The organism is Burkholderia puraquae, from assembly GCF_002099195.1.
In the GTDB taxonomy this organism is placed as follows: Bacteria; Pseudomonadota; Gammaproteobacteria; order Burkholderiales; family Burkholderiaceae; genus Burkholderia; species Burkholderia puraquae.
In genome coordinates, this window is record NZ_NBYX01000001.1 from 1 (window position 1) to 20,821 (window position 20,821).

The 20,821-nt window shown below is 64.6% G+C and carries 16 protein-coding genes and 1 pseudogene; 14 read left to right on the plus strand and 3 right to left on the minus strand.

Annotated features, from left to right (window positions below):
• Together B7G54_RS00005 and B7G54_RS00010 are read left to right on the plus strand one after the other, a co-directional pair.
• Positions 1-205 (plus strand): integrase core domain-containing protein (locus B7G54_RS00005; RefSeq protein WP_244289223.1); only part of this gene is annotated, 205 nt, incomplete at its 5' end.
• Positions 206-277: 72 nt separating this feature from the next.
• Positions 278-1,363, plus strand: coding sequence for a hypothetical protein (locus tag B7G54_RS00010; protein WP_244289224.1), 1,086 nt, complete (start codon positions 278-280; stop codon positions 1,361-1,363).
• Here B7G54_RS00010 and B7G54_RS00015 read toward each other — a convergent pair.
• Complete coding sequence (locus tag B7G54_RS00015) at positions 1,360-2,268, minus strand: UvrD-helicase domain-containing protein (protein WP_085037183.1); 909 nt, start codon at positions 2,266-2,268, stop codon at positions 1,360-1,362. The genes B7G54_RS00010 and B7G54_RS00015 overlap by 4 nt on opposite strands.
• 204 nt (positions 2,269-2,472) lie before the next feature.
• On the opposite strand from B7G54_RS00015, the gene B7G54_RS00020 reads away from it, so the two are divergent.
• Both B7G54_RS00020 and B7G54_RS00025 read left to right on the plus strand, forming a co-directional pair.
• A complete protein-coding gene (locus B7G54_RS00020; protein WP_085037184.1) occupies positions 2,473-4,746 on the plus strand; it encodes a LamG-like jellyroll fold domain-containing protein in 2,274 nt (757 codons plus the stop codon).
• Positions 4,703-7,141, plus strand: coding sequence for a beta propeller repeat protein (locus tag B7G54_RS00025; RefSeq protein WP_342356574.1), 2,439 nt, complete (start codon positions 4,703-4,705; stop codon positions 7,139-7,141). The genes B7G54_RS00020 and B7G54_RS00025 overlap by 44 nt, the downstream gene beginning before the upstream one ends.
• Positions 7,142-7,568: 427 nt before the next feature.
• Here the strand turns inward: B7G54_RS00025 and B7G54_RS39460 are convergent, their stop codons facing one another.
• Both B7G54_RS39460 and B7G54_RS39465 read right to left on the minus strand, forming a co-directional pair.
• Positions 7,569-7,868, minus strand: a complete 300-nt coding sequence (locus B7G54_RS39460) for a phospholipase domain-containing protein (RefSeq protein ID WP_244289225.1) — start codon at positions 7,866-7,868, stop codon at positions 7,569-7,571.
• Positions 7,869-7,883: 15 nt separating this feature from the next.
• Positions 7,884-7,970, minus strand: a pseudogene (locus tag B7G54_RS39465) (hypothetical protein); the annotation flags it as partial.
• Between the two features lie 883 nt (positions 7,971-8,853).
• On the opposite strand from B7G54_RS39465, the gene B7G54_RS00035 reads away from it, so the two are divergent.
• The 10 genes from B7G54_RS00035 (at position 8,854) to B7G54_RS00080 (ending at position 20,819) form a co-directional block, all read left to right on the plus strand.
• Positions 8,854-9,945 (plus strand): triacylglycerol lipase, encoded by a 1,092-nt coding sequence (locus tag B7G54_RS00035; RefSeq protein ID WP_085037907.1) that lies wholly within the window; start codon positions 8,854-8,856, stop codon positions 9,943-9,945.
• A gap of 3 nt (positions 9,946-9,948) precedes the next feature.
• Positions 9,949-10,992, plus strand: coding sequence for a lipase secretion chaperone (locus B7G54_RS00040; RefSeq protein ID WP_085037186.1), 1,044 nt, complete (start codon positions 9,949-9,951; stop codon positions 10,990-10,992).
• A gap of 589 nt (positions 10,993-11,581) precedes the next feature.
• The gene (locus B7G54_RS00045; protein WP_085037187.1) at positions 11,582-13,084 is read left to right on the plus strand and encodes an MFS transporter; all 1,503 of its coding nucleotides are present in this window, start codon (positions 11,582-11,584) and stop codon (positions 13,082-13,084) included.
• Positions 13,085-13,093: 9 nt separating this feature from the next.
• A complete protein-coding gene (locus B7G54_RS00050) occupies positions 13,094-13,681 on the plus strand; it encodes a hydrolase (RefSeq protein ID WP_085037188.1) in 588 nt (195 codons plus the stop codon).
• 58 nt (positions 13,682-13,739) lie between these two features.
• Positions 13,740-14,903 (plus strand): quinone oxidoreductase family protein, encoded by a 1,164-nt coding sequence (locus tag B7G54_RS00055; protein ID WP_106408929.1) that lies wholly within the window; start codon positions 13,740-13,742, stop codon positions 14,901-14,903.
• 102 nt (positions 14,904-15,005) lie between these two features.
• Complete coding sequence (locus B7G54_RS00060; protein WP_085037190.1) at positions 15,006-16,244, plus strand: CaiB/BaiF CoA transferase family protein; 1,239 nt, start codon at positions 15,006-15,008, stop codon at positions 16,242-16,244.
• Complete coding sequence (locus tag B7G54_RS00065; RefSeq protein ID WP_085037191.1) at positions 16,241-17,113, plus strand: HpcH/HpaI aldolase/citrate lyase family protein; 873 nt, start codon at positions 16,241-16,243, stop codon at positions 17,111-17,113. The genes B7G54_RS00060 and B7G54_RS00065 overlap by 4 nt, the downstream gene beginning before the upstream one ends.
• Positions 17,110-18,591: an MmgE/PrpD family protein gene (locus tag B7G54_RS00070; protein ID WP_085037192.1), complete on the plus strand. Its 1,482-nt coding sequence runs from the start codon at positions 17,110-17,112 to the stop codon at positions 18,589-18,591. Before B7G54_RS00065 ends, B7G54_RS00070 begins: the two co-directional genes overlap by 4 nt.
• Positions 18,588-19,607 (plus strand): cyclase family protein, encoded by a 1,020-nt coding sequence (locus tag B7G54_RS00075; protein WP_085037193.1) that lies wholly within the window; start codon positions 18,588-18,590, stop codon positions 19,605-19,607. The genes B7G54_RS00070 and B7G54_RS00075 overlap by 4 nt, the downstream gene beginning before the upstream one ends.
• A gap of 282 nt (positions 19,608-19,889) precedes the next feature.
• Positions 19,890-20,819: a LysR family transcriptional regulator gene (locus B7G54_RS00080; protein ID WP_085037908.1), complete on the plus strand. Its 930-nt coding sequence runs from the start codon at positions 19,890-19,892 to the stop codon at positions 20,817-20,819.
• Positions 20,820-20,821 lie beyond the last annotated feature (2 nt).

Consider the following 20,821-nt stretch of genomic DNA (forward strand, 5'->3'; position numbering starts at 1 on the left):
GCAGGAATGTCTGAACGCGCATTGGTTCTTGTCATTGGCCGACGCGCAGAGCAAAATCGACGACTGGCGCACGTACTATAACGAGGTTCGTCCCCACTCCGCATTGCAGTGGATGACGCCTGCCGAATTCGCCCGTCAGGCAAGGGAATCCGCCTCGCCCGACAACTCAACCAAGCCGGAAATCTCCACTTCCGATCGGGACTAAATCCGGTTCAGGGTCATTGCTGGCGCCAGCTCCACAGCGCGTAGCGCAGTTTGGGGGGCAGGGTTACCCCTTATGCCGATTGGTGGCTCGCAAATTCGTGCAGCTGGCGAAATGGGGCTGTGTTTTTATACAGTACAATTGCGCAACCTGATAGCAGCGGGGGATTGTTTGATGATGGACGTATCGTTGATCGAAATCCGCACGTTTACTAGCCCTGAAGAGATTCGGGAGCTTCCGAACTTTATCGAAGAGAACCCAATTACCCAAGCCAGCTATAAACGGCTGATTGGGGACTACAATTTCGGAGAGGAAGTATGCTGTTGTGTCCAGAAAGACAATGGAAACCTTTGTGGAGAAGGACATAAGCGAGGATGGGTCGCCGAACTGCTAGATGGGTCAGCGACGATTATCGGCAACCACTGCGCTCAAGAGAAATTCGGCGCCGACTCTCGCCTCATCAAGGATCAGAGTCAATATGTAAATGAAAAGCGTCGCCGCGAGCGACTGGCCGGCGTAATTGTCCAGGTAGAGAAGAAGGCGCAGCGTCTGGAGCACCTTGAACAGCTCCGCATCAGTCTGAAGACTCTCGAAAAGCGGATCCACGATTTCACCGACGAGTTGAGTTCATCAACTCAGCGACGATTGCTTGACATGGCGAGGACGGGGCAATCCCGAGTGACCTTCACTGCTGTGAAATTCCGGGAATACATCGACGACAAAGGCCAGAGCAAGCGTGAGCGAAGCACATTTGAACAATCATTAGGCTCACTTGATGGGCTGGACGTGATCCAGCCATGGTCGTATTTCACAATCTATGATGCAATAAAGGATGTTGGGCGTGCTCAAGAAGAAGCGGAGAGGCTAGGTTCCAAGCCAAGGAGTGCAGTCGTCGACACCTTGGCGGCCCGCCTGAACGAGTACGATCGCATATTGAGGGAAGGGAATCGTCTGCTCAATCTTGAGTCGGTTTTTTTCGCCAACAGTTTTTTGCCGCTTTGTTTTCTTGAGACTGACAAGACCGAGCGCTATAAGGCTGCGAGGATAGCCATGCGCCGGTCTGGAATCGTCGGTGGCAAGGATGAGGCCAAAGCATGGCTCGCTGCACAAGAAAAGGCTATCAAGCAACAACTTGGCATCGATGTAATCGAAATACACTAGGAGTGCCACTCGCGCTTCGCGTACACCGCCGCCAGCGCATCAGCGATGGCAACACACCCAGGCGATTTCTTAAGCGCGGCCATGGATTGAACCTGCCGCATCACCTGTACCGCATCGGCAGGCGGCGCGGCGGGTCTGGAAAGATTCCAGCGCTTGAGCAGCGCTCCCAGGTGCACGCCGTCCTTGGGATTGGCGAGCACCCTCAGTGCCAGCTGGAACTCGTCAACCAAGTCGGACTCGTTCTCGTGCGTGACGCTCAGACGCTTGAAGTAGGGTAGGCCTCGATCTTTGAGCTGACGCTCGATACCGATCAACGTATAGCGCGTGCGTCCAAGGATGGCAAAACTCGTGGGCGTCACGGGCCCTTCGATGTCGGGATGTCCAGTGGACATCAAGCGGGTCATCTCGTCCACCACGCGCGTCGCCTCGTTGGCCTCGTCATCGCCGACGATTTTCCGGGCATAGCCCTCAACGGCGAGCTGACCAGCGACGGTGTATGTCGAGTCGAGGGACTGCGCGACGCGAACCACCGCGCGGGACGACCGGTAGTTCTCCTCGAGGCGGATTTGGGCAGCATTGAAGTCGGCCTTGAAATCATCCGTGAGGTACTTTGGGCTAGACGTGTTGAAGCCGTAGATCGACTGATTGGGATCACCGACCATCATGATGTTGCGCAGCGAGTCGCCTGCCATTGCCCGGATGACGGCGTACTGAGCCTCGTTAAGGTCCTGTGCTTCGTCGACGCAAACATAGACGTAGACGCGTCGATATAGGTCTGCGACCTGAGGGAACTCATAGAACAGCTGGTAGGTATAAAGCAGCAGGTCGTCGAAATCGCAGGCGCCGCAGGCTTGCAGGCCGGCGTTGTACCCTTCGTAGACGCGCTCAATGACGGGATCGTCGATGCCGCTGCCTCAATCCCTGCATCACCGATGTGACAAGTGCGTGTCATTAGTGAATATGTTTTTTTTCGCTTGATTGAATCCCTATCGAACTGGATAGAATGCTACGCGTTCCTGACGAATACGGAACAGTTCGTACATTTTTGTCGCTTCGACTATAGCTAAAAAACTGGGGATCCAGACATGCGAGACAACGGAGCATCGACGATGCTATCCGAGGAAATCGTCCCACTCGGCGACATCGAGAATATTGCACGACGCCATTTCGTGATGGGCCTCGGTGCAACGCTTCTGGCCGGATGCGGCGGCGACGGAAGCAACGCGGTTACAGGCGGTGAGCATACATCGGCAAACGGCACCGGCCAGGCGTCCGGAGTTGCTCCAGCCTCGGGCGGTATCGACGCAGGGGCGACGTCGGCAGGCATTGCCCAGACCCGCGCCTTCACGCATCCCGGCTTGCTGCATACCGAGGCGGATTTCGAACGCATGCGCGCTAAAGTCGGCGCCCAGGCTTCCCCGTGGATCGACAGCTGGAACGTGCTCGTCGCCAACGGTCACACGCGCCTGACGAACAAGCCGAACCCGCAGGTCGGCATCTATCGCGGCAATGATCCCACGCATGGTCAGAACTACGGCGCCCTCTACAACGACATCGCCGCCGCCTACGGCGACGCGCTGCGCTGGAAGGTGTCGGACGACAAACGTTATGCCGACAAAGCCGTGGAGTATCTGGACCAATGGGCCTCGACGCTGACGACGCTTGGCGGCAGCGACGTGGCGCTCGCCGCCGGCATCTACGGCTACGAATTCGCCAACGCAGCCGAAATCATGCGCGGCTACAGCGGCTGGAGTCCGGCCGGGCTCGCCGCGTTTCAGGCAATGATGCGCAATGTCTTCTACCCGGTCAGTCATGCTTTCCTGACCCGTATCGACACCGCGATGGACACGCACTACTGGGCCAACTGGGGCCTGGCCAACATCGCGTGCGTCCTGGCCATCGGCGTGCTGTGCGACGATGCCGAACTCGTCAACGAGGCCATCACTCATTTCAAGACCGGCGGCAGCAACGGCTGTATCCGGCAAGCCGTGTACTACCTGCACCCCGGCAACCTCGGGCAATGGCAGGAAGCCGGCCGGGACCAGGGCCACAGCACGCTCGGCATAGCATTGACGGGCGCCATTTGCGAGATGGCGTGGAATCAGGGCATCGACCTGTACGGCTATGACAACAACCGGTTTCTGGCGGGCGCGGAATACGTGGCCAAGGCCAACCTGAAGCAGGCAGGCGGCGCGTTCTACACGGTGCCTTTCGTCACGTACCAGAACAGCGCCGGCGTCATCCAGACGCAGTTCGCCGCCGGCGGGCAAGGCGGCGCCCTGGGGCGGCCTTGCTGGGCGCTGGTGGCCAACCATTACATCAACCGCAAAGGTCTGGCGGCGCCTTACACCAAGCGCGCTGCCGAGCTTGTGGCACCGGAAGGCGGCGGCGGCAACTACGGCCCCAACAGTGGCGGCTTCGACCAGCTTGGCTACGGCACGCTCACCTGCACGCTCGACCCCGGCACCCCAGCAGCAACGCCGACCGGCCTGACCGGCTACGCCAGCGCGGGCAAGGTGGTGCTGTCGTGGTGGGGCAGCAGCAACGCCGTCAGCTACAACGTCAAGCGCGCCACCATTGCCGGCGGACCGTACAGCACCATCCAGAGCGGTATCACCGATCTGCTGACCTATACCGATATGCCCGCCGGTGCCGGCACGTATTTTTATGTCGTGACCGCGCAAACGATTGCGGGCGAATCGGCGCTCTCCAACGAAGTGAAAGTGATCACGGTGCAGCAGCTGCTCGCGCACCTCACGTTTGATGAAGGCAGCGGCGTCACGGCCGCCGATAGCTCGGGCAACGGGCGCAATGGCACGCTCAACGGCGCAACGTGGGCAGCGGGGCACAGCGGCAACGCGGTCTCGCTCAACGGCTCGGGCGCGTATGTGGCGTTGCCCGACGATCTGCTGGCCGATGTGTCGGACTTCACCATCGCCAGCTGGGTGTTCTGGAACGGCGCGCAAACGTGGGCACGCCTGTTCGACTTCGGCACGGGCTTCCACCGCTACATGATGTTCACGCCGCGCGCACAGTTGCGCAACGGCTGGGCCGGCATGCGCTTCGCGATGACGGCCAACGGCCCCGGTGACGGCCCTCCGGAACAGATCATCGACGCCCCCACCGAGCTGCCGAGCAAGCGATGGGTGCATGTGGCCGTCACGCTATCGGGTTCGACCGGCACGATATACGTGGACGGCACGCCCGTCAGTACCAACACGGCGATGTTCCAGGCGCCGTTCCGCTTGGGCAGTACCACGCAGAACTGGCTGGGCAAATCGCAATACAGTGCCGACGCCACGTTCCACGGCCTGATCGACGATTTCCGCATCTATCGCGGTGCGCTCAGCGCTGCGCAGATTGCATCGCTCATGGCGAATTGATTGCACGGGGCCCGGTGGCGGGCCCTGCGACGAACCTCTTCCTTTCAGGATTTCTCCGATGACCGTGTTTTCTCGACGATGGATTGCCGCTGCAGCGATGGCGTGTGCGTTATGGGGCTGTGGTGACGGATCCGATAGCGCGACAGGCGTGACCAATGCGGGGGCCAATCTAGCCGCCAATCGCGGCCAGATCGGCGGCAATGGCAGCGGCAGCAACCTGCCGGCGGCCAGCTGGACCAGCGTCAAGTGGGGCGGCGGCGGCTACGTCACCGGCCTGATCTACCATCCAGCCAACGCGAGCCTGCTGTACGCACGCACCGACGTCGGCGGCGCGTACCGCTGGAACGCGACCAACTCGACGTGGACGCCCATCACCGACGGCATCGGTTTCGGCTCAGGCGAGGGCGATTTCCACGGCGTCGAAAGCCTCGCGCTCGACCCGAACAACGATCAGCTCGTCTACATGATGGCCGGCATTACCGTGACGCAGGGTCACAACGGGCGCATCTACATCTCGAGCAACCGCGGCGACACCTGGACGCACTACGATCTGCCGTTCCCGGTGGGCGGCAACGACAACGGCCGCGCCACGGGCGAGCGCCTGCAGGTCGACCCCAACAATCCGTCGACGCTGTTCTACGGATCGCGCACGGCTGGCCTGTGGAAGAGTGCCGATTCGGGCCGCACCTGGACGCAGGTCACGGGCCTGTCCTCCACCACGATCAGCGGCGGCAGTTCCCCGATCGGCGTCGAACAGGTGATCTTCGATGCGTCGGGCAAGGGTAGTGGCCAGCCGACCTGGATCATGTGGGCCACCGTCGCCCCGGACTACGCCAACGCGGCGGGCCTGACGTCGACCCTGTACAAGTCCACCAACGGCGGCTTCTCGTGGACGCCGGTGCCCGTCCCGCCGACGGTGTCCGGCTACTACATCCCGCACGTCGTGCGCACGTCCGACGGCAACTTCTACGTGGTGTTCAACGCGGGCGTCGGCCAGGGCATCGGCGGACCGAGCTATCTCTACAAGTTCGGCGGAAGCAACAACGGCAACTGGACGCTGCTCAACAGCTCCAACAGCAACGGCTTTGGCGGCCTGTCCGTCTCCGGTCTGGGCGCGTCCGCCCGCATCGCACTGGGCATGACGGGCTGGAGCGACACCAGCAAGACCATCCAGCTATCCGACGACGGCGGCAGTACGTGGCGCGAAATCGAGGCCGGCATGCCGCATACCGGCACCGCCTCGGGTGGCTGCGCCGGCTGGGTCGAGGGCGTCACCATCGACCCGGCCAATCGCGACCACATCATGCACATCCATGGCGGCGGCATCTGTGAAACCATGAACGCCTCGTCGCCCACGCCAACCTGGAGCGCCAAGGTCGACAACCTCGAGGAAACCGTGACGCTGGCCCTCGTCACGGCGCCGCCCGGTGCGTCGTACAACTTCATCAACAGCGCCGGCGACATCGGCACGTGGGTCAATACGGACCTCTCGACGAGGCCGACGAAAGGCCCGTTGAACACGTGGAGCAGCGGCAATTCGGCCGACATGTCGTGGTCCGATCCGGCGTACATCGCCGCCGCAGGCGTCGACAACGCCAACGGCCATGCGACCAAGGGCTTCTGGTCCGGCGACAGCGGCAACAGCTGGTCGACGTTCGCGTCGCTGCCCAACGGCGCAGCGGCAAGCCAGAGCAACGTGGGCAACCTGGTCGTCCCGTCCCGCAACAACGTGACCTGGGCACCGCCGGACTCGGTGCCGTCGTACACGACCAACAATGGCGCCAGCTGGACGGCGACCAACCTGCCGGCGTTCCGTGCCACATGGAACGGCTTCCCGCGTGCCTACCGCCTGGCCGCGGACCGCAAGAACCCGAACAAGGTCTATGCCTACGACTCCGGCGGCGCATCGTGGAGCTGGCAGCGCGGCAAGATCTACGTCTCGAACGACGGCGGCCACACGTTCGCGCTGAGCCAGGGCTCCGTGAACGCGAACCTGGCCTGGAATTCGTGGCGGGATACGTCGATGGCGGTCAATCCGAACGCCGAGGGTGACCTCTGGCTGGCCGACGGCACGGCCGTGTACCACTCGGTGGACTCGGGGGCAACCTGGACGAAGCTCAGCGCCTTTGCGTCGACCAACGACACACCGGGCGCCACCGTGATCGCGTTGGGCAGGGCACCGACCGGTTCGCCGTACTCGGCCGCGGTCTACGTGGAAGGCACATCGAACGGCGTCTGGGGCATTTACCATTCCGACGACGGTGGTGCAACGTGGGCGCGCTTCAACGATGACGCGCACCAATTCGGCGACTCCGGCGTGATGGCCGGCGACTGGAACACGTATGGCAGGATTTACGTCAACGGCGCCGCTCGCGGTCTGATCTATAGCAATTGAGGTTGATCGACCGTAAGGGGTCCATTCTCGACGTCTACGTCACGGCGCTCTGACCGAGGAGCATAGGTGTCCACCGATTGGGGAGGTGGGCACCTATCGCTGACAAACACTCTGAGTTGATCTGTTACCACTACGGTACGATCGCCTGCTCAAACTCTGGCTTCGTAAAACGCGCGACTAAGGTTGTTCCGGCTCGGTGCCGCGCACGACGACAATTGCGCGATCCATCGTGCGCACGTGCACGTGCGCGCGGACCGGCACCTTGCCTGACGATCGTAGTCCCGCCGGGGCTGTGCATCATCGTGATACCCAGCCGAGAGTAGATGTTCCCTCCGCCTGCTAGTACGCGGGCGACGTCAGTCGATGTGATTCAGGCCGTCGACTGATCGGTGACGCCCGGGGCACCGGTTTCGACATGTCCGGCAAACTACCGCGGAAAGCGGGCATCGGTATCGCACGTGATGCTGATGTCGTACCACCGCTCGCTTGCCGCGAGGGCCCACGGACCCTGTATCGTCCGGCCGGTCTGCGCGGTCATGGATTGAGTCGCGAGACCGTAACGATTGTCCGTGATCGAGAATGTCACGGTGGCTTTTCCGCTGTTGGTCAGGGTGATCTCTAGATCACCCTGGGTGACCTCATGGCAAACGGTCGCTTCTTGCGTACTCGCATTCGAGCCGGATGAGCTGAAGCGTCGTACGAAGCCGCTCGGGGCAACCACCGTCATGTCGTATGCGGCAGCACCAGATCCCGCGGCGGAAAAGCGCCAGTTGTCGGATAGCCTGGTTTGGGCATCGACCGTATAGCGTCTGACGGACGTCGGTGGAATATCGGACTAGACGGAAACCCCGGCCGCAACGCTTCGGCTGTTCACGAACGTTAGCGTGAGGTTTCCGGATCCGGGGTTTTCGGCAGCATTGACAAACAGTTCGTATGGCAGGGCGCGCGCGTTTCGGCTTCCGCGCTCCTGCTGTAAGTGTTCGGAATTAACGCTAGCCGTATTCAGTAACGTTGCTGGCACGTTTCGCGTTTTCTTTAATACTGCTAGCGCATGGGTCGCGTGGATGAGTAGGAATCCATATGGCTTCGATCGAAGAGCGGGCCGCTCGAGCGGCGAAGGTTGCGTCCGTGCTTCGACCGCTGGGCAACGGTGTGCTTTCCCGCAAGCAGGCCGAACGAGCAGCACTGCTATTAGGCGTTCACTGCACAACCGGCGCGTGCCGGGACACGTCGCCCAATTATTTTGCGGGGCGGGTGCGCAGTCTGGCACCGGAGGATATCCGGCCCGTGACACGCTGAAATCGGAGCGCAGCATCTTGCGCCGAATGGACCGACGGACAACAAATCGTTGTCGAAGCGGGGCATCACCGCCCCCGTCCGTGCAGCGGTCAGCCTATTGCGTCATTGCCAGCCAACAGGCGCGATGGGACTAGTGGTTGACGCGCCCGTTGTCAACTGACTGGAGGGCCCTGTCTAACCGTCAGCACAGTTTTGTTGAATGTGATTCACTCCGCTTGCTGGTGCGAAAACGTTCGTTTTTGTTCGTTTTTCTTCGTTTTCGGGCGGCGGTGTGGGCCGCGCCAACCCGTCGAGGCGGGTATGGCCGACACCGCGCGCGGGCGACGCTTCAGTTCCGGAAGCGCCGCTGCATCAGCGTTTTTCGCATCCTCATCCTCAAGCAATTGATATGCACTTAAAAAATGGAGAGCAAGATGAGCAGATCGATACGAGCGAAGGCAGTGGCGACGGTGGTCGCATTGGCAATGAATGCGGCCCCCGCCGCGAGTGTTGGAACCGTTCTGTCGCTGGCCGGCGCGCAAGCCGCCTCCGCCGCGACGACCGCTGTCGACGATTATGCGGCGACCAGGTACCCGATCATTCTCGTGCACGGGCTGACCGGCACCGACAAGTATGGCGGCCTCGTTGAGTACTGGTATCACATTCCGGAGGATCTGCAGGCGCACGGCGCGAAGGTGTACGTTGCCAATCTCTCCGGCTTCCAGAGCGACGATGGCCCGAACGGGCGCGGCGAGCAATTGCTTGCATACGTGAAGCAGGTGCTCGCGGCGACGGGCGCGCAGAAAGTGAATCTGATCGGCCACAGCCAGGGCGGCTTGTCATCGCGTTATGTTGCATCCGTAGCGCCGGAGCTGGTCGCCTCGGTGACGACGATCAGCACGCCGCACTGGGGCTCTCAATTCGCGGACTTCGTCCAGCAACTGTTGCAGACGGATCCGACCGGCCTGTCGTCGGCCATCTTCAGCGCGTTTGCGAATGCGCTCGGCACGTTGACGAGCAGCAACCTCAATACGAACCAGAATGCGATTCAGGCGTTGTCGGTGCTGACGACAGCCAAGGCCGCCGCATACAACCAGAAATTTCCGAGTGCCGGTCTCGGTGCGCCGGGCTCGTGTCAGACGGGCGCGTCAACCGAGACGATTAACGGAAATACGCACCTGCTTTATTCGTGGGGCGGCACGGCGATCCAGCCGACAACGACGGTGGCCGGCGTGACGGGTGCCGTCGATACGAGCGTGAGCGGGCCTGCCGATCCGGCGAACGTGCTCAATCCCGCAACGCTGGCGTTGCTCGGCAGCGGCACGGTGATGATCAATCGCGGCTCCGGTCCGAACGACGGCGTGGTGTCGCAATGCAGCGCGCAGTTTGGCCAGGTGCTTGGCACGTATCACTGGAATCACACCGATGCGATCAACCAGATTCTCGGCGTGCTTGGCGCAAATGTGGAGGATCCGGTTGCGGCGATCCGTACGCACGCGAACCGGCTGAAAAATCAAGGCGTGTAATTGATGACAGGGTATCAACGCGGCATCGCGCGACGCGTCGCGCTTTACGGGATAGCGGGCGTCGTTGCGGCTGGCGCAGTCTGGTACGGGATCGGTGTTCGGAAGACGCGCGACGCCGGCATGTCCGGCGTCGCGCCCGCCGGGGCCGTGTCGTTCGCGTCGGCGGGCGGGACGGCAGCGAGAACCGGGCCCGGCTTCGATGCAAGCGGGCTGCCCCCGGCAATCGCAGGCTCGACTGCGCCGCGCCTGCCGCTCGACACGCACGGCCATCTCGCAAAGGTCGAGGCGGTGCGTGGCTTCTTCGATTATTTCCTGACCGCGCAAAACCAATTGAGCCACGTGGAATTCGACGCACTCGTCGTGCGCGCGATTGCCGCGCAGCTCGACGGTACGGTTGCGCAACACGAAGCGCTCGACGTCTGGGAGCGCTATCGCGCGTATTTCGCCGAACTGGCGAAGCTGCCGGGCGGCGGCGCCGTGGACAACACGCTCGACCTCCCGGCACTGCAACTCGCGCTCGACCTGCGCGCGACGATCGCGAGCCGCACGCTTGGCGACTGGAGCGAGCCGTTTTTCGGCACGGAGCAGAAGCTGCAGCGTTACGATCTCGCGCGATTGAAGATCATCCGCGATCCGTCGCTCACCGCGGAACGGAAGGAGGCAGGTCTTGCCGCGCTCGAGCAGCAACTGCCGGCCGATCAGCGCGTCGAGCGGGAGCGCCAGAAGGAGCAGAACAATGCGATCGCGCAGATCGACAAAGTGCAGCAATCGAACGCGACGCCCGATGAAACGCGCGCGCAGCTCGCGCAAACGCTCGGGCCGGAGGCTGCCGAGCGGGTCGTGAAGATGCAGCAGGCGGACAACGCGTGGCATGCGAAGTACAACGAATATGCGGCACAGCGCGCGCAGATCGATGCGCAGAACTTGCCGACACGGGATCGCGATGCGCAGATCGCGCAATTGCGGCAGCGCTACTTTACGGAGCCGGGCGAGGCGCGGCGTGCGGCATCGCTCGATCATGGCAGTGCGTCGACGCGCTCGCCATAGATCCGGGCGCGGTCGCGCGGATCGTCGCGCATCGAATGATTTCCGCAACGCGTTGTCGATAGCGGTCAACAGGACAGGGTTGATCACTGCTTCGGCGCGGTCGATACGCGCCTTATTGTCGAACCGTTCCCGGCGTATATGCGGATTATCGTGACGGCAATCGGCCATACGGCCGCGCCCGTCGTGAACACGTTGGGGTTCCATCCTGCGAGCACAGGCTCGCACCGCCCTCGATTGCCAGGCACTCACGGGTGCGATGCCGGTCTAGAGCCATTGCTCTGAATCTCCGTTGCGCCGCCGCATAAAACAGTCGTCATTCGGTGGGCGAACGCGGGGCATATAACTCCATACGCACTCGGCAAGGTCCGTCGCGCTTCCACGATCGGCCCGTCCGGCAAGGGACACGGCCTGTTTGCCGATGTCATTCCCGGCCTGCCGGAACCGCGCTCGAACATCCGCTTCGCGATCTGCATTCAAGCGACGAATGTGTGCATCGCAACAATCCATTTCATTCACGGCAATCGTAACGGTAAGGTGAACGCACGTTCGAATTTGAACGTGCGATGCGAATCCACCATTCGACGATGCCATGAAAAAGACTCCCGATCGATCCGCGCAAGCGACCTCTTCGCCCCCCGGCGTCACGCCGGCAGGCGGCCGGCATGCGCGCGCAGAGGGCCTGCGCCTGCCGGCCAGGCTGGTCGGCCCGATCGTGCTCGGCACGCTGCTCAATGCGCTGAACTCGTCGATGATCGCGGTCGCGCTCGTCAGCATCCAGCAAGCGTTCAACCCGCAGCGGGTAGCGCATGAACGCGCTGACACGATGTGGCTCGTGTCGGGCCTCTATCTCGCGACGGCCGTCGGCCAGCCGACGATGGGGCGGCTCGCCGATCGGTTCGGCGCGAAGCGGATCTTCTGCATCGGCCTCGCGATCGTATTGATCGCGTCCGCGCTCGCGCCGTTCGCGCCGTCGCTCGGGTGGCTGATTGCGTCGCGCGTCGCGCTCGGCATCGGCACGTCCGCCGCCTATCCGGCCGGCATGGCGATGATCCGCACGTGGTCGCAGCGGCACGCGAACGGTGCGACGCCGACGGGCGGCCTCGGCGCGATCTCGGTCGCGGCGCAGGTGGCCGTCGCGTTCGGGCCGCCACTCGGCGGTGCGCTCGTGCAATTTGCCGGCTGGCGCGCGATCTTCTGGATCAATGTGCCGATCGTGGTGCTGGCCTTCGCGCTGGCGTGGCTGTGGATCCCGGCCGACGCCGTCCGGCGCGGCGCGCAGGAACGCCGCACGCTGCACGGCACGCTGAAGGAACTGGACTTGCCGGGCGTCGCGCTGTTCGTCCTGACGCTCGCGAGCCTGTTGCTGTTCCTGCAATCGGTGTCGCGCGAGCCCGACTGGCTGCTGCTCGTCGCGCTGCTGATCCTGTGCCCGCTGCTGATCCATCGCGAGCGGCAGGCCGCGACGCCGCTGATCGACGTCCGCATGCTGAGCGACAACCGTGCGCTCACGAGCACATACCTGCGCTGCGTCGGCACCTACGCGGTGTTCTACGCGATCTTCTATGCGCTGCCGATGTGGCTGCAGGAGGCGAAGCATCTGTCCGCCGCCGACGCCGGCCTCGTGATGCTGCCGATTGCCGCGGTCGGCACGGTGGCGACGATGCTCGCGACTCGCCTCGCGCACCGTCACGGCTCGCGGCCGGTGCTGATCATCGGCTCCGCAATGCTGTGCGTCGGCAGCGTCGTGATGAGTCTCCTCACCAGCGCGATGCCGGTCTGGTCGATCGTGCTGCTGTCGATCGTGTTCGGCGTGCCGAACGGCTTCAACAATCTCGGCAATCAGGCGGCGCTCTACCAGAGCGCGCCGCTCGACCGGATCGGCACGGCCGCGGGTCTGTACCGCACCGCGCAGTATGTCGGCGGCAGCCTGTCGTTTGCGCTCGTCGGGCTGGCGCTCGGCCACCCGGCGAGCGATCACGGCCTGCGCGAGCTGGCCATCGTCCTGGCGGTCATCAGCGTGCTGCTGCTGCTCAACGCGGCATCGAGCCGGCACCTGGATGCCGCCGCTTCTTCCATCCCTCAACAGAAGTGAGGCTCATACATGTCCATTCCGACGCTCAATCGCACTGTCGCCCTGGTCGCCATCGATCTGCAGAACGGTATCGTGTCGCTGCCGGTCGTGCCTTATACCGGCGCGCAGGTTGTTGCGAAGACGGTCGCGCTCGCGACCGCGTTCCGCGCGCTGCACCTCCCCGTCATCTACGTGCACACGAGCTACCAGCCGGACGGCGGCGTTGCGCTGAAGGTCAAGACGGATGCGCCGTCAGCGCCGCCGAATCTCGACCCGGAATGGAGCGCGTTCGCGCCGGCGCTTGGCGTGGGGCCGTCCGACATCATCGTGACGAAGCACCAGTGGGGCGCGTTCACCGGCACCGACCTTGACGTGCAACTGCGCCGGCGCGGCATCACGGACATCGTGCTGACCGGGATCGCGACCAACATCGGCGTCGAATCGACGGCGCGCCAGGCATACGAGAACAACTACAACGTCGTCGTCGTCAGCGACGCGGTCAGCACGTCGTCCACCGACGCGCAGGCCTTCGCGCTGACGCAGATCTTCCCGAAACTCGGGCAGGTCGCCGCGACGGCCGACGTGGAGGCGGCACTCGAGCAGGCGTATTCGCGGTGAACGGAGCAGCGTGTTCAGCGCGCACCATCCCTACGCAGTCCTTTACCGAGGCATGACGATGATCAAGACCGATGCATGGGTTCTCTACGCAGGACCGGAACCGAGCAGGAAGCAGGCGCCCGTGGCGGGCGAGCTGCGTCGCGAGACCTTCGAATTCTCCAATCTGGAAGCCGACGAGGTGCTGGTCGAACCGCTGTACGGCTCGTGGGAGGCGAACCTAGACCACGCGCTGTCGCGCAACCCGGTGGACATCTGCCGGCAGCGCCGCGAGGACAAGATCGTGCTCGGCAACGGCGCACTGGTGCGCATCGTCGAGCGCGGCAGCGGCGTGAAGACGCTGAAGGAAGGCGAGATCTGCATGGTGATGCCGTTCGGCAAGCGCGACGAAAACGGGTTCGCCGAACTCGTCTACGCGTACGACGCGCCGGGCACGATCGGCGTGATGGCGCAGCGAACCAAGATGCGCGCCGACAACCTGGTGGCGGTGCCGACGGACAGCCGGCATTCGCTGCTGCAATGGGCGACCTACGGCCGCTACTTCACCGCCTGGGACAACTGGAAGGTGGCGTCGGCGTGCTGGCGATCGCAGCTGCCGGACGTCGATCCGGCCGACTACCTGGTGTTCGGCTGGGGCGGCGGCACGACGCTCGCCGAGCTGCAGCTCGCGAAGCGCGAGGGCTTTCGCGTCGCGATGACGGCGAGCAACGACCGGCGCCTCGACGAGCTCGCGAAGCTCGGCATCACGCCGGTCGATCGCCGCAAGTTCCCGAACCTCGCGTATGACGACGAGCGCTACAAGGCCGATCCCGAGTACCAGGCGAGCTACCGGGAGTCGGAGCGCGTGTTCGCGGAAACGATCGCGGAACTGAGCGGCGGCCGTGGCGTCGCGATCTTCCTCGACAACCTTGGCGGCGCGCTGTACCGCGCGACGACGCGCGTGGTCGGCCGCACCGGCATCATCGCGACGGTCGGCTGGAAGACCGGGATGCGCCTGTGGAACCTGCGCGCGACGGAATGCATCAATCGCCGCCTGCACATTCACACGCATGCGTGGCGCTACGACGACAGCATCACGATCCGCGATTTCCAGGAAGCGAGCGGCTGGATCGGCCAGGAGCCGACCGAGATCTTCGATTTCGACGAGGTGCCGAAGCTCGCGTCCGACTATCTGAACGGGAAGATCCAGACATATTTCCCGATCTACCGGATCAACGCCGTCTGAGCGGCAAGTCGCGCGCCGCGCCCGCATCGCTGCATGATGGTTAGGCATGCAGATGATGTCGGTGCGCGGCGCGTCGTGCAATCCATCTGATGGGAGAACGGCATGGCCACTGTGGAAATCGGGGGCGTCGACGCCGGCGCGGCGTCGGGCGCCTCCAAACCGGCGCCGCTCGACGGCGTTCGCGTGATCGACGCCGCGACGTTGTTCGCGGGCCCGCTTGCGGCGACGATGCTCGCGGACTACGGCGCCGACGTGATCAAGGTCGAGCATCCGGACGGCGATCCGGCACGCAAGTACGGCGCGCGTCGCGACGACGTGCCTTTGTGGTGGAAGGTGCTCGCGCGCAACAAGCGGGCGGTCACGCTGAATCTCGGCACGGCCGATGGCCAGCGGATCTTCCGCGAACTGGCGGCGCAGGCGGACGTGGTCGTCGAGAATTTCCGGCCCGGCACGCTCGAACGCTGGGGCCTCGGCTACGACGTGCTGTCCGCGATCAACCCGCGGCTCGTGCTGGTGCGGGTGACGGGCTTCGGCCAGTTCGGCCCGTATGCGAGTCGCCCGGGCTTCGGTACGCTGGCCGAGGCGATGAGCGGGCTCGCATCGATCACCGGCGAGGCGGACGGGCCGCCGCTCCTGCCGTCGTTTCCGCTCGCCGACACGGTCGCGGGGCTGACCGCCGCGTTCGCGATCATGACCGCGCTGAAGGCGCGCGAGCACACCGGGCGCGGCCAGGTCGTCGATCTCGCGATCATCGAGACGATGCTCGCCGCGATGGGCGCGCAAGTCGCGAGCTACGACCAGACGGGCCGGGTGCCCGAGCGCACCGGCAATCGTTCGCCGAACAATTCGCCGCGCGGCGTTTACCGCACGTCGGACGGCAAGTGGGTCGCGCTGTCGACGTCGGCGCACAGCATCGCCGAGCGCGTGATGCGCCTCGTCGGCCGCGCGGACCTGATCGACGAACCATGGTTCGCGAACGGCGCCGAGCGCGCGAAGCATGCTGACGAACTGGATGCGGCGGTCGGCGGCTGGATCGGGCAGCGCACACGCGATGAGGTGATTGCCGAATTCGAGCGCGCGCAGGCGGCGGTCGCGCCGATCTACGACGTCGCCGACGTGCTGCGCGATCCGCAGTACGCGGCGCTCGGCTCGGTCGTGTCGGTGCCCGACGCGGAGCTCGGCGCGTTCCGCACGCACAACGTGCCGTTCAGGCTGTCCGACACGCCTGGCGCGATCCGCTGGGGGGGACCTGCGCGCGGCACGCACAACGACGAAGTATTCGGCGCATTGGGGCTGGAGCGGCGCGAGATCGCCGATTTGACCGAACGAGGCGTGTTATGAAAACCAGTGCAACTTACCGCAGTTACCTCTACGTGCCCGCGCACAAGGCCCAGGTGGTGGAGAAGGCGTACGCAAGCGAAGCCGATGCCATTGTGCTCGACCTCGAGGATGCCGTGCCGGCCAGCCACAAGGCCGAGGCGCGCCAGGCAGCCGCCGCGATTCTCGCGGAAGGTCCGCCGAAGCCGACGTACGTGCGGATCAACCCGATCGGCAGCCCGTGGTGCCGCGACGACGTCGACGCGATCGCTCAGCCGGCGCTGCTGGCGCTGCGCCTGCCCAAATGCGACCTGCCGCAGCAGGTCCAGGAGGTCGCGGGCTGGCTCGACGCGCTCGGCTGCGATGCGGGCATCCAGATCCTGATCGAGTCGGCGTACGGCGTCGAGACGGCTTACCAGCTCGCGACCGCGTCCCCGCGGCTCGAACGGATCGGGCTCGGCGAGAGCGACCTGCGCGCGGACCTGCAAATCGGCGTCGACAACTTCACGCTCGAGGTGTGCCGCGCGCGCTGCGTCGTCGCGTCGCGCGCGGCGGGGCTGAACGGGCCGATCCAGACCGTCTATCACACGCTGCCCGATCTCGACGGGCTGAAGGAATCGACGCTGCGCGCGAAATCGATGGGGTTCCTCGGCCGCTTCGCGATCCATCCGTCGCAGCTCCCGGTGATCAACGAGGTGTTCACGCCGTCGGACGACGAGATCCGCGCGGCCGAGCGCGTGCTCGAGGCGGTCGATGCGGCGGCGGGCAAGGCCTCGGCGTCGTCGGTGTTCGTGCTGCCGGACGGCCGTGTGGTCGCGCCGCCGCTGATCGCCAACGCGCGCGTGACACTCGCACTCGCGAACACGCTTCGACTCAGTGGAGCACTGGCATGAGCACACCCGAGACGCTTACCGCTCCGGCGACGGCCGCGACAAGCCGGCCTGCGCCACCCGACGGCATCATCGGTGCGCTCGGCCGCTTCGCGGCGGCGGTGCGCGCAGAAGGGCTGGATCGCAGGCTGCGTGTCGAGGCCGCCGCGCGCGTGCTCGACCTGGTCGGCAACAGCCTGATTGCGCACGACGAACCGGTCGCACAGTCGGTGCTGCAGGTCGTGCGGCGCTGGGCCGGCACCGGCCCGGCGAGCGTGCTCGGCGCGCCCGACCGGCTGCCGGCCGCGAGCGCCGCGCTCGTCAACGGCACGCTCGCGCATGCGATGGATTTCGACGATTCGCACATGCTGTCGGTGCTGCACCCGAGCGCGTCCGTGATCCCGGCCGCGCTCGCCGCCGCGCAGGCGAGCGGCGCGTCGGGCGCGGCGCTGCTCGATGCGATCACGGTCGGCACCGAGGTGTGCATCCGGCTCGGCGTTGCCGCTTACAACGAGCAGCTCGGCAATTCGGTGTTCTTCGAACGCGGCCAGCACGCGACGTCGATCTGCGGCACGGTCGGCGCGGCGGCGGCCGCGGCGATGCTATTCGGGCTCGATGCCGCGCAGATCGCGGCGGCGCTCGGCATTGCCGCAAGCATGGGCGCGGGCCTGCTCGAAGCAAACCGCACCGGCGGCTCGGTGAAGCGGATCCACTGCGGCTGGGCGGCGCACGCCGGCGTGAGCGCGGCGGAACTGGCGGGCGCGGGCGTGACCGCGCCGCCGACCGCGCTCGAAGGCCGCTTCGGCTTCTTCCACGCGTGGTGCGGCGACCTCGCCGACGTCGACGTGGTGCTGCGCGGCCTGGGCGACGCATGGGAGACGAGCCGGATCATCTTCAAGCCGTATCCGTGCAACCATTTCACGCATCCGGGCATCGACGCGGCGCTGCAACTGAAGGCACAAGGCGTGACGGCGGACGATGTGGTATCGGCCGAGCTGCGGGTCGCGACGTCGACGCTGCGCACGATCGGCGAGCCGGCGGAGCTGAAGGCGAATCCGCCGAACGGCTATGCGGCGGCATTCTCGGGGCCGTACACGGTCGCGGCGGCGCTGCTCGGCGGCGGCGGGCTCGGCGTCTGGTTCGACGATTTCGGCGATGCGCTTGCGCAGGACCCCGCACGGCGCGCACTGGCCGCGAAGGTGCGCTGCGTGGCCGATCCGTGGTGCGACGCGCGCTTCCCGAATTTCCTGCCGGCCGTGCTGCGCGTCGAGCTGCGCGACGGGCAGGTGCGCGAGGCACGGATCGAGTCGAGCAAGGGCACCCATTCGCGGCCGCTGACCGAACAGGAGCTCACTGCGAAATTCGTGCTGGCGGCGAGTTCGGCGCTCGGCATGACGCGTGCGCTCGCGCTGCGCGACGCGGTGCAGGCACTGGCCGACGGCGCGCCGCTCGACGCGCTCGCGGCGCTGACGTCAGGCACTGAAGGAGGCCCCGGATCTTGAATGCACCCCGCTGGAAAAAGCGGCCGCCCGGCTCGAACTGGGGCGATTTCGGCCCCGACGATCAGAAGGGGCGACTGAACTGGCTGACGCCGGACAAGGTACTGCAGGGCGTCGCCGAGGTCCGGGAAGGGCTGTCGTTTTCGCTGAGCCTGCCGCTCGACGTGCCGCGCGGCGGCGGGCTGAACGCGCGGCGCCGGCCGCCGGCCGTGATGCCGGCGCTCTTGGGCGGCAAGCCGTACTTCGGCTATCGCGCCGACGAACAGGTTGCGAATGCAACCGATGTGGTCTGCGACGATGCGTTCTGCATGCACTCGCAGTTCTCGACGCAATGGGACGGCTTGTCGCACGTGGGCGGCCTGTTCGACGCCGACGACGACGGCGTACCTGAAATCGTGTTCTACAACGGTTTCCGGATGGGCGAGCATCTGCGGGTGCCGCAGGAAGGCGACGCGGCGGGCGGCGCGCGCGCGCTCGGCATCGAGGTGATGGCGCAGACGGGCGTGCAGGGGCGCGGTGTGCTGATCGACCTGCGGCGTCATTTCGGCGACGCGCGCACGAAGGTCGGCTTCGCGCAACTGCTGCAGGTGATGGAGGCGGACGGCGTGCAGGTCGAGCACGGCGATATCGTCTGCATTCACACCGGCTTCGCGGATCTGCTGCTGAACGACGGCGGCGGATCGCCGGCGACGGTCGCGAGCGCGTGCGTGCTGGACAGCAGCGATGCGCGGCTGCTGCAATGGATCGACGAATCGGGGCTGGCCGCGCTCGTGGCCGACAACCATGCGATCGAGGAACGGCCGCAGCATGCGCAGCCGCTCGCGCAACCGGGCGCATTGATGCCGCTGCACGAACTTTGCCTGTTCAAGCTCGGCATTCACCTCGGCGAGCTGTGGCATCTGACGCCGCTCGCGAACTGGCTGCATGCGCACCGCAGGAACCGGTTTCTGCTGACCGCGCCGCCATTGCATATCCGCGGCCTGGTCGGCGCGCCGGCGAATCCTGTCGCAACCGTTTGAGCCTGCGGGCGGCTGCTGCGGCGGCCGCCCGCATTTTTTTTGCAATGCGATCGGCATGCACAAAGCGCAAACTCAATTGCCGATTGGCAAGATAATCGGAAGAATCGATGCAAAACGGCTGATTTAACTTAAAAATATCGCTCACTATCTAAAAAATATCGACGCGTCAAGATTGGACTATTCTTGTGCATTGCACTAAATATCAGGGGATTGCTCCGCTTGCGGAATATCGCAATGGTAATCGGAGGCGGTGATTAACCTGTTTAGTGGATGGTCGCAAACATGAATCTACGTTCGATCGATCTGAACCTGCTGGTCATACTCGATGCGCTGTTGACGGAGAAACAGGTCACACGGGCAGGCCTGAAGGTCGGGCTCACGCAGCCGGCCGTCAGCAATGCGCTGGCGCGGCTGCGGTTTGTGTTCAAGGACGAGATCCTGGCGCGCACTGCCGTCGGCATGGAATTGACGCCGCGCGCGCAGGCGCTGGCCATGCCGATTCGACAGATCATGCAACAAATCGAGGAATTATTTGAATCGGATTATCAATTCAATGCATTTACGTCCGAGCGCCATTTTACGGTGCGCATGTCGGATCTCACCGAGCTGCTTTTACTGCCGGCCCTGCTGCGCTGCATGCGATTGACCAGCCCGAATATCGGCATGGACGTCGTGCACATGAGCGCCGCCAAGACTGCCGACGCGCTCGAATCGGGGCTGCTCGACCTGGCGATCAGCGCGGGTCTCGAACATTCGGGCACGCTGTCGTCGCAAATCGTGTTTCATGACCGGATGGTCTGCGTGATGAGCCGCAGTCATCCGGACGCGGGCAAGCCGCTGACGATCGACCGGTTCCTCGCGCTCGATTTCCTCAACGTGACGATCAACCCGGTCGATCACAGCCTGATCGACAACCTGCTCGCGAACATGAACTGCACGCGGCGCATCGCGCTCAACGTGCCGCACTGGCTCGTCGTGCCGAACATGCTCGATGCGTTGCCGTACGCGGTGATCATGTCCGAGCGGCATGCGGTGAGTCTCGACGATGCGCGGCTCGTGATCCGCGAACTGCCGCTCGCGATGGAGCCCGTCGCGTGGTCGCTGTACTGGCACCGCCGCTACGACGGCAGCAACGCGCACGCGTGGCTGCGCGGCCGCATCGTCGAGGTCGCGGAAGCGCTCGAGCGGCACGGCGTCGCGGCGGAGGCTTAGCC

Coding starts and splice junctions, on each gene's coding strand:
- B7G54_RS00010 (WP_244289224.1), top strand. CDS start 278: ATGCCGATTGGTGGCTCGCAAATTCGTGCAGCTGGCGAAATGGGGCTG.
- B7G54_RS00020 (WP_085037184.1), top strand. CDS start 2,473: ATGCTATCCGAGGAAATCGTCCCACTCGGCGACATCGAGAATATTGCA.
- B7G54_RS39460 (WP_244289225.1), bottom strand. CDS start 7,868: ATGACGGTGGTTGCCCCGAGCGGCTTCGTACGACGCTTCAGCTCATCC.
- B7G54_RS00035 (WP_085037907.1), top strand. CDS start 8,854: ATGAGCAGATCGATACGAGCGAAGGCAGTGGCGACGGTGGTCGCATTG.
- B7G54_RS00040 (WP_085037186.1), top strand. CDS start 9,949: ATGACAGGGTATCAACGCGGCATCGCGCGACGCGTCGCGCTTTACGGG.
- B7G54_RS00045 (WP_085037187.1), top strand. CDS start 11,582: ATGAAAAAGACTCCCGATCGATCCGCGCAAGCGACCTCTTCGCCCCCC.
- B7G54_RS00050 (WP_085037188.1), top strand. CDS start 13,094: ATGTCCATTCCGACGCTCAATCGCACTGTCGCCCTGGTCGCCATCGAT.
- B7G54_RS00055 (WP_106408929.1), top strand. CDS start 13,740: ATGATCAAGACCGATGCATGGGTTCTCTACGCAGGACCGGAACCGAGC.
- B7G54_RS00060 (WP_085037190.1), top strand. CDS start 15,006: ATGGCCACTGTGGAAATCGGGGGCGTCGACGCCGGCGCGGCGTCGGGC.
- B7G54_RS00065 (WP_085037191.1), top strand. CDS start 16,241: ATGAAAACCAGTGCAACTTACCGCAGTTACCTCTACGTGCCCGCGCAC.
- B7G54_RS00070 (WP_085037192.1), top strand. CDS start 17,110: ATGAGCACACCCGAGACGCTTACCGCTCCGGCGACGGCCGCGACAAGC.
- B7G54_RS00080 (WP_085037908.1), top strand. CDS start 19,890: ATGAATCTACGTTCGATCGATCTGAACCTGCTGGTCATACTCGATGCG.